Here is a 13,308-nt window from a genome sequence, read left to right as displayed (position 1 = left end):
CTTGCCGTGTGGCACCCCCCAATCAAGTGGCGAACGCGGTCGATGCGCCACACCTAAGTCCCCGACCTAGGCTGTCCCCATCCGCCAGCGCAGTGCGCGGCAGGAGCTCGTTGCCGTGCCGAACGACTGCCCACGCGACGCTCGAAGACGTGTCACGTCATATCGCCGACATGCCGCCCCTTGAACACTACCCGCTAGGCGACTCCGAGTTCCTCAAACAGCGGCACAATTGTGAGGCGAGTGGCCGGCACCCGATGCGCAAGCCAAACACCACCAGATTCCGGCAACAGACCGGGTGTCTCAGGCGCAGCCTTCAAGATGATGACCGGACACTTGAAGCGCTCTGCCGGACGTTTGGCACCGACGATCGACTCTGAAAGGTGCACAAACTCGCGGTCTCCCCGAAGCAGCCCAGCCCGGGCGTCCAAGATTGAGTACAGATTCTCCGCGGGAGTGCCATGATACAGCACTCCCTGGGGACGGGCCTCGTGCCGAGTCGTTTTGAGCGCGAGCGCCTTTGAATGTCCGTAGCGCGCGCGAATGTCTGAACCCGATACTTCGAAACGATGCTCTTCTGGAGCGCTTGCCACTGCAAGCAGTGTTGAAACGTCGACCTGATGTCCATTTGAGCGCATTGCGTCCACCAGATGATCGACGTCCACCCAGCCGTCTCGACCCACAAGCGTCGCCTTATTGTGTCGCAAGTTGTACGACATCGCCTTGCTAATTCGTGTGCGCTGTCCATCCGACATTGGTCCGCTACCGTTCGCCTGGCGAGCAGGGTGTGCACGCCACCAACTTTGGACAGAGTCGATGAAGGCGGTCGGAGCTTTTAGCGGATCCAGCCACTCCTCGAGATGGTCGAATGTGAGCATAGCCGACTCGATCGCCTCTAAAGGAGCTTCTCGGTCCGACGCGGTTCGCACGCAACGAGCCATGGCACCCACAGCGTACAAGTGGCGCCATTCCTCTTTCGAAAGGCCTTCAAGAGCCGCACAGTCACCCAAACCGTGGGCATAGATATGCAGCAACTCGTCACGAACCTCGAGATCAGATGGCGCGAGCAGCTGCCCGTCTTCGACCAATTGAGCCAATTCGTAGAAGAGGGGTCGGCTGGTCGACGCCTCAAAGTCGAAGGCCACGACGCCCCCAGATTCCGTGACTATCCAATTGTCTGGGTGTGCGTCACGCCGTCTCATGTCCGGCGCATGCTTGCAGGCTGCGCGCCACGACCGAAAGGCTTCGGGGGCCGTAGCCGCTCCGAGCAGCGACTTCAACCACATTCCGAGATCTCTCTTGCGGAGTTCCTGACCTGACTCGCGGATAGTGGGATGGTGCCACATCACGCGATGGAACAAGCCGAGGTAGTCGGCGGCAGCACGTAACTTCGTCCTTCCTTGCTCGCCAGGGTGCCTCCGCACATAGTCTGACAAGATCTCCCCCGGAGCGTACCAGCGCACTTCCCATACATCGTCACCCCCGGGAGCCTCTCCCTTGCGGGGCACCGTACACAAGTGGTCCGTGAGTAGCAGGTCTGGTCGACCAAGTGCTTCCAGGGCTGGACGAAGTAGCGATTGCGCCCAGAGGTCGTGGTCGACCTGCTTCTTCGCGGTTGACTTCAAAACGAAGCTGTATCGATCGTCATACTCCGACCCCCGCACCGCCCTCACCTCGCCGCGGCCACCCAGCTTGGTGTCATCTAGTTGAGACTCTTGCAGGATGATCTCTGCCGCCCTTTGCATTAGAACGCCTTCGTTGCCATGCGAAACAGCAATGAGGATCTCAGGATCACCACCAATGCCCGAGACCGAGTTGGCGCCGCTTCGTGCAACGTCGGAGGCGATAAGCACAAGAGAGGCCGCATGCTCCGCCGCAGAATTCTTGGGTGCCGCGAACAGTTCCCTCAATGCACGGCGACGGAGGCTTGGCGCCTGCGTAGCATCAAGTTGGGCGTGTAGAAAAAGATCTTCGGCATTCCGAAAGTAGGACTGGAAAAGCGGCAGGTGCGCGCTTTGCCTACCTGCACGAATTTCTACGGCCTGTTGCAGATAGGGCACAGCTTCGGCGGGTGGCAGTGTTCGCGCAAGACTCGAAGCGATGTCGGCGCGCAAATCGCGTACCAAGTAGCTGTTGGCCCTGTCGCCCGCACCGAGGCGATCGAGCACATAATGTGGCTCTTCGCCGTTGAGCGTGGGTAGCGGGTGACGCGCCGGCGGACTATTCGCATGACCCACACTCAACGGCGAAGAGCCCCCAAACGGGGCATGCGCCGGCCCCGCGTCATCGAGTTGCGCAGCACGCCCCGGCAACCGCACGACGGACACGAGTCGTCCGCCTTGATCATCCGGAACGGCAGCACCGCACGGTCGGGCTAGAGGCGCTGCCGGACGCCCTCCAGGCCGAGCTCATCGAGTCGGCAGGACGTGACCTCGACCACTACCAGCGCAACGACGCGGTCCGGACGCCTACACCGTCAACTGCGATGAGCCCGACATGTCCCTGAGATGAACAGCGTGGAAGACGCGCCTCCTGCGTGAGCAGTCTGCCTAGAATGGTGACGATGCCCGAGCACACCTTCCCGAAGATTCTGCCAAGCGCTGACGTAGATGAGCGCGCGACCATCGGCGATAAGACGACTGTCTGGCACCTCGCTCAGGTGCGGGAGTATGCGACCGTCGGAGCCGAGTGCGTGATCGGTCGGGGCGCCTACATTGGCGCTGGCGTAGCTATCGGCGATCGCTGCAAGATCCAGAATTTCGCGATGGTCTATGAACCGGCGACACTGGCGGAAGGTGTCTTCATCGGACCCGGCGTGGTGCTCACGAATGACCTGCACCCGCGAGCTATCAACGAAGACGGTTCGCCCAAGTCGGCGAGTGACTGGGAGGCTACGGGGGTCTCAATCCATCGCGGCGCCGCGATCGGGGCGAGAGCCGTATGCGTCGCGCCGGTCACCATCGGCGAATGGGCCACCGTCGCGGCCGGGGCAGTCGTCACCAAAGATGTACCAGCCTTTGCCCTGGTCGCGGGAGTACCCGCGAGACAGATCGGCTGGGTCGGCCCCGCGGGTCGCAAGCTTGAGGCACGCGATGGAAGGTATGTATGCCCCGCGAGCGGGGCGGAGTTTGTCGAGATCGAAGGAGTCCTCTCCCATGCCTGACCTAATCCCCGCTGCCAAGCCCATCATCGGAGACGAGGAGCGTGAGGCAGTCGATCGGGTCATGCGTTCGGGCCTGATTGCCCAGGGCCCCGAGGTCGCTGCTTTCGAGCGTGAGTTCGGCGAGAGACTTGTCGGTGGTCGCCTCGCCGTAGCGGTCAACTCAGGCACGGCCGGGCTGCACCTCGGGCTGCTAGCTGCTGGCATTGGGGCGGGTGATGAGGTGGTCGTCCCATCCTTCACGTTCGCCGCCACAGGTAACTCCGTGGCACTTACCGGCGCGACGCCGGTCTTTGCCGACATCGAACTCGACACTTTCACCCTTGACCCCGCGTCAGTCGAGGAGGCCATTACTCCTCGCACTAGGGCCATCATGCCTGTGCACCTGTACGGCCACCCGGCGCGCATGCAAGAACTGCGGATCATCGCCGAGCGTCATGGCCTGATGATGTTTGAGGACGCTGCCCAGGCGCATGGCGCCACTCTTGGCGGATCTCCCGTCGGCACTTTCGGCACTTTCGCCATGTTCAGCCTCTACCCCACAAAGAACATGACCAGTGGCGAAGGTGGCATGGTCGTCGTCGACAGCGAGAATATGGCTCGCGCAGTTCGACTCCTGCGCAATCAGGGCATGGAACGCCAGTACGCTAACGAGCTCATTGGCTTCAATGCTCGCATGACCGATATTCACGCGGCGATTGGCCGCGTCCAGCTCACGAAACTCGACGCCTGGACGGATCAGCGCCGTCGCAACGCCGCCCGACTTGACCGTGATCTCGTCGGGATTCAGACTCCCGCGGTCGCCGCAGGCGCAGAGCACGTTTACCACCAATACACGATCCGTGTCGAGGATGACCGCGATGGCTTCTCGCGCGCTCTGAAAGACGAGTACGGCATTGGCAACGGCGTTTATTACCCGATTCCGAACCACCGACTGGAATCGCTAAAGAAGTTCGCGCCGGGACTCGAACTGCCCAACACTGAGGCCGCTGCCGCCACCGTGCTTTCGCTGCCAGTGCATCCTTCGCTCTCAGATTCCGACATGGATCGCATCATCACAGGCGTGAACGTGCTCGCGAAGGCGGGTGCGTGATGGCTCTTCGAGCTGGCCTCATTGGCCTCGGCATGATGGGACGCCACCACGCCCGAGTAATGCGAGAAGTCACTGGCGTTAATCTGATCGCAGTCGCTGACGCAATGGGTGACCCGCACGGCGTCGCGGCGGGGCTGCCCGTTCTTGCCAGCGTCGAAAACCTCATCGAGGCTGGCATCGAAATAGCCGTCGTGGCCGTGCCCACCCAGTTCCACGAGGAAGTTGCGATCCGATTGGCAGAAGCGGGGGTTCACACGCTCGTCGAGAAACCCATCGCTCACTCAGTGGAGGCTGGCCAGCGGATGCGCAAGGCATTCAGCGAACGAAGCCTCATCGGTGCGGTGGGTCATATCGAGCGCTTCAACCCGGCATTGCAACAGATGCGCAAGCGGATCCAGAGCGGTGAGCTCGGGGCTGTCTATCAGATCGCGACCCGCCGGCAGGGTCCCTTCCCTGCACGCATTGCGGATGTCGGCGTCGGCAAGGACCTTGCATCCCACGACATCGACCTGACCGCCTGGATCGCTGGCAGCGCCTATGCAAGCGTTTCGGGCCAAGTAGCCATGAAGTCAGGACGCCCACACGAAGACATGGTGCTGGTTACCGGAAAGCTCGAGAACGGCGTTAATGTCAATCACGTCGTCAATTGGCTCAGCCCGATGAAGGAACGACTGACGACGGTCACCGGCGAAAAGGGCACATTCATCGCTGACACGATGGCCGGCGACCTGACATTCTACGCAAACGGAACGATCGACGTGGAGTGGGAGTCGATCTCGTCCTTCCGCGGCGTCGCAGAAGGCGATGTCACGCGCTTTGCATTTCCGAAGCGCGAACCGCTTCGCGTAGAGCACGAGGCGTTCCGCGACGCAGTCCTCGGTCTGGAGAGCGACGTGGTCACGATGGAGCAGGGACTCCACACGCTCGAGATCGTTGAGGCGGCTCTCGAGTCGGCCCACACGGGCGAGACCATCCACATTCCGCAGCACTGACGAAACGAAACGAAACGAAGGAACACATGCGCATCGCAGTCGTTGCACTTGGGAAGATCGGCCTTCCACTGGCTGTACAGTTCGCGGACTCTGGCCACGAAGTGGTAGGAATCGATGTCAACGAGCGAACTGTCCAGCAGATCAACGCGGGTCTCGAGCCGTTCCCCGGAGAGCAGCATCTGCAAGAGAAGCTGGCCTCCGCTGTCACCGACGGTCGGCTGCGCGCCACGACGGACTACGCCGACGGAGTTCCCGGCGCAGACGCAGTCGTTCTGGTCGTGCCCCTGTTCGTCGACGACGCCTCCTGGGAGCCGGACTTCGGCTGGATGGATGCGGCGACTCGATCGCTCGCCGAGCACCTGACGCCGAACACGCTCGTCTCCTACGAGACGACGCTGCCCGTCGGCACGACCCGCACGCGCTGGAAGCCGATGCTCGAGGAGATCTCGGGCCTCACCGAGGGCGAGGACTTCCACCTGGTCTTCTCCCCCGAGCGTGTGCTGACCGGCCGCGTCTTTGCCGATCTGCGCCGCTACCCCAAGCTCATCGGCGGCCTCTCTGCGGCTGGCACTGAGCGTGCGCGCGCGTTCTACGAGGCGGTTCTGCAATTCGACGAGCGACCGGATCTTGCGAGGGCGAATGGCGTCTGGGATCTCGGCACTGCCGAAGCCGCAGAGATGGCCAAGCTCGCCGAGACCACCTACCGTGACGTCAACATCGGCCTCGCAAACCAGTTCGCGGTGTATGCAGACTCGGTCGGCGTCGACGTCTATCAGGTGATCGAGGCCTGCAACTCGCAGCCCTACAGCCACATCCACCGCCCGGGCATCGCCGTCGGCGGGCATTGCATTCCTGTCTACCCCCGGCTCTATTTGTCGACGGACGGCGACGCAGAGATCGTCCGGACCGCGCGCAAGTTCAACGCCTCGATGCCAGACCGGCTGGTGCAGCGTGCTGCCTCCACGTTGGGAGGGCTCGAAGGCATGAACGCCGTCGTGCTCGGTGCCGCCTACCGTGGTGGAGTGAAGGAGACTGCCTTCTCAGGCGTCTTCGCGACGGTCGCTGCTCTGGAGTCCGCCGGAGCCACTGTTCGCGTCCATGATCCCCTCTACGGCGACGACGAACTCAGCTCGCTCGGATTCACGCCGTTCAGTCTCGGCGACTCGGTTGATGTGGCCATCATCCAGACCGACCACAGCGACTACTCGACGCTTACGGCAAGCGACCTTCCTGGCATCAAGCTGCTCGTCGACGGCCGAAACATCTCAACCGCTGATGGCTGGCGTGGCACCCCGCGGATCGTGCTCGGCAAGGGTCAGTCAACGGACTAAGCCAAGGCAACTAGATGTACCCGGTCATGACCTTGGTGGCAGTCGGCTGATGGGTGGGCCTCCGACCTGGATCGTGTCACCTCGGGCTGATTTCCTGACTTGAGGGCGGCCCCGCCCGCACGACGAGCGGGGGCCGCGGCCGCGTGGGCCGGTCAGCGCAGGTCGACCTGGATCACCGAGCCGCCGCCCGAGGAGACCGAGCCGACGGTGACGTACGCGTCGTGGCCGCGGATCGCCAGGCCGTACGGCGCGTCGAGGCCCGACAGCACCGCCTCGTGCACCGAGCCCCCGGGCGTGATCCTCCGCAGGGAGCCGACGTGCCCGTCGAAGAAGTTGCTGTCGTCGAGCTGCACGGCGTAGAGCCTGTCGCCCCGCCACTCGAGGCTCGTGACCATCGTGAGGCCGGTGGCGTACGGCGTCACATCGCCGTCCTTGTTGACCCGCCAGATGGTCGAGCCGCCGGTCGGGAACGGGAAGCCGGTGAGCTGCGACACGTAGAACGCGCCGTCGGGTCCGACCGCGACGTCGGTCGGCACCGCCTGCGGGGGCACCTCCCCCGGGCCGAACGGGTTCGGGACGGGCGCGCCGTTCGGGAAGACCGCCAGCGTCTGCACGCCGTCGCGGTCGGCCTTCAGCAGCGTGTTGCCGCCGGCGTCGACGATCGCCCACCGCTTCGAGCCGAGCCGGGTGAACCCGGTCGCGTTGCTGTCGGGCGGCACGTTGAGGTCGGGGTTCGCGTCGACCTCGTGCGCGAGCACGTCGACGGCGAGCTCGAGGTCGGCGCCGTCGATCGGCATCGACTGCAGCCGTCCGGTGCGCAGGGTGCCGAAGGCGGCGTACTCCGCGGGCCCGGCGCCGCGGAACGACGAGGCGGCGGCCATGCCGCCGATGAGTACGGAGATGCGGTTGCCGTTCACGTCGACGTCGGATGCGCCGATCACCTCGCCGTTGAAGTCCAGGGTGGGCAGGCCGGTGACGACGCGCCGCTGCTGGCCGTCGCGCCTGACCTCGGTGACCGACCCGGTGAAGCCGCAGACCTGGAACTCCGCGGCAGCGCCGGGGATCGCGGCGCACATGTTCGGGTCGATGGTGCCGGCTTCGGCGACGTAGAGGCGGTGGCTGGAGCCGATGGAGAGCTGGCGAGGGTTGTTGAGGCCGGTCGCGACCGTGACGTAGGCGCGGTCGCGGTCGCGGTCGCGGTCGTGGTCGTCGTCGTGCGAGTCGGATGCGGTGGCCGGGGCGACGCCGGCGGCCATGGCGAGAGCGAAGATCGCGGTGACGGCGGCCGCTGTCGCGGCCGTCGTCGACCGCAGGGTGCGAGACATGGGTGCTCCTCGTGCGGGGATTCGAGGGCGGCGGACGCCACCGTGCACCAAGGTCCTCCTGCGCCACGGATCCGACAAGCCCCCGGATCGCGCTCGGCGCGACGCTCGCCCGCGCATCCCGGCGGGCGACTGCGGTCGCGCCGATGCGCCCGGCGACCGGGACGCATCCGCCCCGGTCTGTTCGGCTCGGTGTGCGGTGGCCGGCGTCAGGCGCCGTCGCCGCCGAGGGCGGCGAGCTGCGCCTCCTCGTCGGCGGTGATGCACGAGTCGATCACCGGCTGCAGCGCGCCGTCCATCACCGTGTCGAGGTTGTAGGCCTTGAAGCCGGTGCGGTGGTCGGCGATGCGGTTCTCGGGGAAGTTGTAGGTGCGGATGCGCTCGGAGCGGTCCATGCCGCGGATCTGCGAGCGGCGCGCGTCGGAGGCGACCGCCGCGAGCTCCTCCTGCTGCTTCGCGAGCAGGCGGGCGCGCAGCACGCGCATCGCCGCCTCGCGGTTCTGCAGCTGGCTCTTCTCGTTCTGCATCGACACCACGATGCCCGAGGGCAGGTGCGTGATGCGCACGGCCGAGTCGGTCGTGTTGACCGACTGGCCGCCCGGGCCCGACGACCGGAAGACGTCGATCTTCAGGTCGTTCTGGTCGATCGAGACCTCCTCGGGCTCGTCGACCTCGGGGAACACCAGCACGCCGGTGGTCGAGGTGTGGATGCGTCCCTGAGTCTCGGTGGCCGGCACGCGCTGCACGCGGTGCACGCCGCCCTCGTACTTCAGCGACGCCCAGACGCCCTCGGCGGGGTCGTTCGAGGAGCCCTTGATGGCGATCTGCACGTCCTTGAAGCCGCCCATGTCGCTCGGCGTCGACTCGAGCATCTCGACCTTCCAGCCGCGGCTGGCGGCGTAGTGCGAGTACATGCGCACGAGGTCGGCGGCGAACAGGGCCGACTCCTCGCCGCCCTCGCCGCCCTTGACCTCCATGATCACGTCGCGGCCGTCGTCGGGGTCGCGCGGGATCAGCAGGCGCCGCAGCTTCTCCTCCGCCTCGTGGGCGACCTGCTCGAGCGCCGGCACCTCCTCGGCGAACGCCTCGTCCTCGCGGGCGAGCTCGCGCGCCGCCTCGAGGTCGTCGCCTGAGCTCACGAAGCGCTCGTGCGCCGCCTTGATCTGGCTGAGCTCGGCGTAGCGCCGGTTCACCCTGCGCGCACGACCGGCGTCGGCGTGCAGCGCAGGGTCGGCCAGCTGCTGCTCGAGGTCGGCATGCTCAGCGAGCAGGCCGGCCACGGATTCGAACATGTCAGTCCTTGTCGTGCTGGCCGGGCACCGAGTTCGAGACCTTCATCAGGAACTCGACGTTCGACTGCGTCTCCTTGAGCTGCTTGAGCACCAGCTCGAGCGCCTGCTGCGTCTCGAGGCCGGCGAGCGCGCGACGCAGCTTCCACATCACCTTGGTCTCGTCGACGCCCATGAGCATCTCCTCGCGACGGGTGCCGGATGCGTTCACGTCGACCGCGGGGAAGATGCGCTTGTCGGCCATGTGGCGCGACAGGCGGAGCTCCATGTTGCCGGTGCCCTTGAACTCCTCGAAGATCACCTCGTCCATCTTGGAGCCCGTCTCGACGAGCGCCGTGGCGAGGATGGTGAGCGAGCCGCCGTGCTCGATGTTGCGCGCGGCGCCGAAGAACTTCTTCGGCGGGTAGAGCGCGCTCGAGTCGACGCCGCCCGAGAGGATGCGGCCCGACGGCGGTGCCGACAGGTTGTAGGCGCGGCCGAGGCGGGTGATGCCGTCGAGCAGCACGACCACGTCGTGGCCCAGCTCGACGAGGCGCTTGGCGCGCTCGATCGCGAGCTCGGCGACGATCGTGTGATCCTCGGCGGGCCGGTCGAAGGTCGACGCGATGACCTCGCCCTTGACGGTGCGCTGGAAGTCGGTGACCTCCTCGGGGCGCTCGTCGACGAGCACGATCATCAGGTGCACCTCGGGGTTGTTCTCGGCGATCGCGTTGGCGATGGCCTGCATCACGAGAGTCTTGCCGGCTTTGGGCGGCGAGACGATCAGGCCGCGCTGGCCCTTGCCGATCGGCGCGACGAGGTCGATGACGCGGGTCGAGAGCTTGTTCGAGGTGGTCTCGAGGCGCAGGCGCTCCTGCGGGTAGAGCGGCGTGAGCTTCGAGAACTCGACGCGGTTCAGGGCGTCCTCGGCGGTCTGGCCGTTGACCGAGTCGACGCGCACGAGCGCGTTGAACTTCTGGCGGGTCGACTGCTGCTGCTCGCCGTCGCGGGGCTGCTTGATGGCGCCGACGACGGCGTCGCCCTTGCGCAGGCCGTGCTTCTTGACCTGGGCGAGCGAGACGTAGACGTCGTTCGCGCCGGGCAGGTAGCCGGAGGTGCGCACGAAGGCGTAGTTGTCGAGCACGTCGAGGATGCCGGCGACCGGCAGCAGCACGTCGTCCTCGTGGATCTCGAGCTCGGCGTCGGGTCCGGTGCGCGCGCGGTCGCGGCCGCGGCCGCGGGTGCGACGCGACGTGCCGTCCTGGTCGTCCTGCTGCGTCTGCTGGCGCTGCGCCTGCGGGCCGTTCTGCTGGCGGCCCTGCGCCTGCTGGCCCTGGCCGCTGTCGCCCTGCTGGTTGCGGCCACGGCCGCGACGGCGCGAGCCCTCGTCGTCGTCCGACTCCTGCTCGTCCTGCTGGCCCTGCTGGCCGCCCTTGCCGCGCGAGCGGCGGCGGCGCGAGGTGGTCTCGCGCTGGCCCTGGTCGCCCTGCTCGGCGTCGTTGTCGGATGCGTCGCCACCGGCGGCGCGGTCGTCCTGCGCACCCGACGTGGTGGCGTCGGCGTCGTCAGCAGACGCATCCGCCGCCTGGGGGTCCTGCGCGGGCTGCGACTGGCGGCCGCGGCCGCGTGCGGGGCGCTGCGCGGGCTGCTCGTCGGCGGCCTGCGCCTGGGTGTCGGCCTCGGCCGGCTGCGCGTCGGCAGCAGGGGCCTCGGTCGCGGGTGCCTCGGTCGCCGGAGCCTCGTCAGCCGGCGCCTCGGCGGCGGCCTTGCGCGAGCGGCTCGCACGGGTGCGCTTCGGGGCGACGGGCGCCTCGGCGTCTGCGACGGGCGCCTCGGCGTCGGCGGCGGGCGCGTCGGCCGGTGCCTCTGCCGGTGCCTCGGCGGGCGCCGCAGCGGTCTCGTCGGCGGAGGCGGCCTCTGCGCTGGTGGCCTCTGCGCTGGCGTCGGCCTTCTTGCTGGCGCGGCGCGCGGGCGCGCGGCGCTTCGGGGCAGACCTATGTCGCGACTCATCACAGTGCGCGCCCGGAGGGACTCGAACCCCCAACCTTCTGATCCGGGGCCATCCGAACGCAACCCCCGAAAGCCGCGGTATTCAGCGGAGTTGGGCTAGCTCCTGCTTCCTTTTCGCACTCCATGTCACTCAACGTAACTGCTGCGGACCGCAAATCGGGGGTTTGTGGAGAGTGAATGTGGAGAGTCGGGCTAGGCCCTGACGGTTCCGACGACATCGCCCGCACCCCCGCTGCGGTCAGGTCGCTCGCTCCCTCAGGGCCGGCGCAGCGCGTCTGCGCGCAGGAGGTGGCGATCGCAGCACGAGCCGCGGCGCTTCTGCGGAAGTGAGCGCCCATCCTCGGGGTAGTGTGCGGTCAGCCGGGCAAGGGGGCCCGCACGATCAGGGGACGTTGTATGAAGAAGCTGCGCGTTGGGTCTCTTGCCGCCATGCTCACCGCTTTCGCGTGCGTCGGGTGCGCGTCGGCGCCGGACCCGGCGCCCACTGTTGAGCCGCTGGTCATCGCGCCTGTGAGCGGCGAGACCCACGAAGGAACCCTTGACGAGTGGAGCACAGCCATGGTCGCGTGCCTGCGCGATGCCGGGTGGGATGCATCCATCCCACCCGGCACGCCGGCCGGGGGACTGAGCTCAGGCCACGTGCCTCCGGAGCAGGACGATCAGTACCGCGAAGATGTTGATTACTGTCTGCGCGTGAAGGTTGGGGAATGGGTCGAGATTCGCGACGAGCAGGATCTGCGAGCCCGTTATGACGCCCTCGGTGCCCAGTTCTCGTGCCTCGGAGCCGCCGGGTTCGATGTCCCCGAGCCGCCGTCGTACGAGACGTTCCGGGATGCGTTCAACTCGACAGGCACGACACTCTCGTACTACCCCCCTGGCTGCACTGCAGGGTGATCAAGGGCTTGCGGCCGAAGCTGCGTGCCCATTCGAGATCCGACAAGGCTGAGCGACTCCGCCGAGCCGGGACGCGATCGAGATCTGCCGGGCCGCGTGCAGTCCGGACGTGATTGTTCAAAGTGAGAGCGGGTGTCCGCTCACGGCACTCGCAGCTCGCGCGCCGGGTCGCGCCTCGCGGCGGCGGCAGCCGGCACGAGCGCCGCGACGGTCGCGGTGACGGCGGCGAGGATCATGATGGCCAAGTAGTAGCTGGGCGGTGGCTGCGGGTCGCCGCCGACGGCCATGNCGGCAGCCGGCACGAGCGCCGCGACGGTCGCGGTGACGGCGGCGAGGATCATGATGGCCAAGTAGTAGCTGGGCGGTGGCTGCGGGTCGCCGCCGACGGCCATGGCGGTGAACGAGACGGCGCCGCCCAGCAGTGCCCCGACGCATCCGAGTGCCGCGACCTGCGCGAGCACGAGCCCGACGATGAGGCCTTGGCTGGCTCCGAGGGCGCGGCGGCGGCCGAAGTCCTTGCGGCGCATCATGACGAGTGCGTAGAGGATGGCGGCGACGAGCACGGCGGTGAGGCCGAAGATGGCGAGCACGAGCGCCTGGCCGGCGCCGCCGAGCTGCGCGTCGATCAGTTGCCGCAGCTGCGCGAGCTGCTGGCTGGTCTCGATGGTCGCCAGTTGCGGGTCGGTGACGTCGATCACGCCCCGCACCGCATCGGTCACTCCCGCGACATGCGCGGCGTCATCAGCGATCGCGACCAGGATCGCGAGATCCTCACCGCGCACCACCTGCGCGCTGGTCGCGCCGCCGTCGAGCACCGGCGCCAGTTGCGCCTCGACGGGCACGACGATGAGCGGCTCGAGGAACGCCAGGTGCTCGGGCACCTCGATGCGGCCGCCGATCGAGTAGTCGACGCCGTCGGCGGTCGTGACAGAGCCGGCCGCACTGTGCATGCCGAGCTGCTCGAGGGCGGCGGCGGATGCGTAGGCGGTGCCGGGCAGGCTCGGCGCAGTGACGCCGAGGGTCGCCAGGTCGATGCCGAACCCGAACCGGATCGGCACCTTCGTGCCGCCGGGCACGAGCGTGTTCGTCGCATCCTGCGCGGAGCCGAAGCCGCCCAGCCACGCGATCGACGAGACACCCTCGAGCCGCGCGAGCGCGGAGGTGTCGAGGCCGGAGCCCTCCTGTGCCCGCACCACGACCGCGCGGGTGCCGGCGTCGTCGAGCGTGTCGACCACGCCCTG

General features: G+C 67.0%; 9 protein-coding genes. 5 read left to right on the top strand and 4 right to left on the bottom strand.

Annotated elements, in window-relative coordinates; translation table 11 throughout:
• Positions 1-194 precede the first annotated feature (194 nt).
• The gene (locus Q9250_RS14015) at positions 195-2,165 is read right to left on the bottom strand and encodes an RNA 2'-phosphotransferase (protein WP_306232507.1); all 1,971 of its coding nucleotides are present in this window, start codon (positions 2,163-2,165) and stop codon (positions 195-197) included.
• A 395-nt stretch (positions 2,166-2,560) separates the two neighbouring features.
• Between Q9250_RS14015 and Q9250_RS14010 the strand changes: the two genes are divergently transcribed.
• Genes Q9250_RS14010 through Q9250_RS13995 form a run of 4 tightly spaced genes read left to right on the top strand, consistent with a single transcriptional unit; the run spans position 2,561 to position 6,573 of the window.
• On the top strand, positions 2,561-3,160 hold the full coding sequence (locus Q9250_RS14010) for an acyltransferase (protein WP_306232506.1): 600 nt from the start codon (positions 2,561-2,563) through the stop codon (positions 3,158-3,160).
• Positions 3,153-4,250, top strand: a complete 1,098-nt coding sequence (locus Q9250_RS14005) for a DegT/DnrJ/EryC1/StrS family aminotransferase (protein ID WP_306232505.1) — start codon at positions 3,153-3,155, stop codon at positions 4,248-4,250. The genes Q9250_RS14010 and Q9250_RS14005 overlap by 8 nt, the downstream gene beginning before the upstream one ends.
• The gene (locus Q9250_RS14000; RefSeq protein WP_422665111.1) at positions 4,250-5,242 is read left to right on the top strand and encodes a Gfo/Idh/MocA family oxidoreductase; all 993 of its coding nucleotides are present in this window, start codon (positions 4,250-4,252) and stop codon (positions 5,240-5,242) included. The genes Q9250_RS14005 and Q9250_RS14000 overlap by 1 nt, the downstream gene beginning before the upstream one ends.
• 26 nt (positions 5,243-5,268) lie before the next feature.
• A complete protein-coding gene (locus tag Q9250_RS13995; RefSeq protein ID WP_306232502.1) occupies positions 5,269-6,573 on the top strand; it encodes a nucleotide sugar dehydrogenase in 1,305 nt (434 codons plus the stop codon).
• 152 nt (positions 6,574-6,725) lie between these two features.
• Here the strand turns inward: Q9250_RS13995 and Q9250_RS13990 are convergent, their stop codons facing one another.
• The 3 genes from Q9250_RS13990 to rho form a co-directional block, all read right to left on the bottom strand.
• A complete protein-coding gene (locus Q9250_RS13990; RefSeq protein WP_306232501.1) occupies positions 6,726-7,898 on the bottom strand; it encodes a ScyD/ScyE family protein in 1,173 nt (390 codons plus the stop codon).
• A 206-nt stretch (positions 7,899-8,104) separates the two neighbouring features.
• On the bottom strand, positions 8,105-9,187 hold the full coding sequence (prfA, locus tag Q9250_RS13985; protein WP_306232500.1) for a peptide chain release factor 1: 1,083 nt from the start codon (positions 9,185-9,187) through the stop codon (positions 8,105-8,107).
• Between the two features lies 1 nt (position 9,188).
• Complete coding sequence (rho, locus tag Q9250_RS13980; protein WP_306232498.1) at positions 9,189-11,207, bottom strand: transcription termination factor Rho; 2,019 nt, start codon at positions 11,205-11,207, stop codon at positions 9,189-9,191.
• 362 nt (positions 11,208-11,569) lie between these two features.
• On the opposite strand from rho, the gene Q9250_RS13975 reads away from it, so the two are divergent.
• Positions 11,570-12,067: a hypothetical protein gene (locus Q9250_RS13975; RefSeq protein ID WP_306232497.1), complete on the top strand. Its 498-nt coding sequence runs from the start codon at positions 11,570-11,572 to the stop codon at positions 12,065-12,067.
• Positions 12,068-13,308 lie beyond the last annotated feature (1,241 nt).

Origin of the sequence: Agrococcus beijingensis, assembly GCF_030758955.1 — a bacterium.
Taxonomy (GTDB): domain Bacteria; phylum Actinomycetota; class Actinomycetes; order Actinomycetales; family Microbacteriaceae; genus Agrococcus; species Agrococcus beijingensis.
This window is presented reverse-complemented; position numbering and strand designations above follow the sequence as displayed.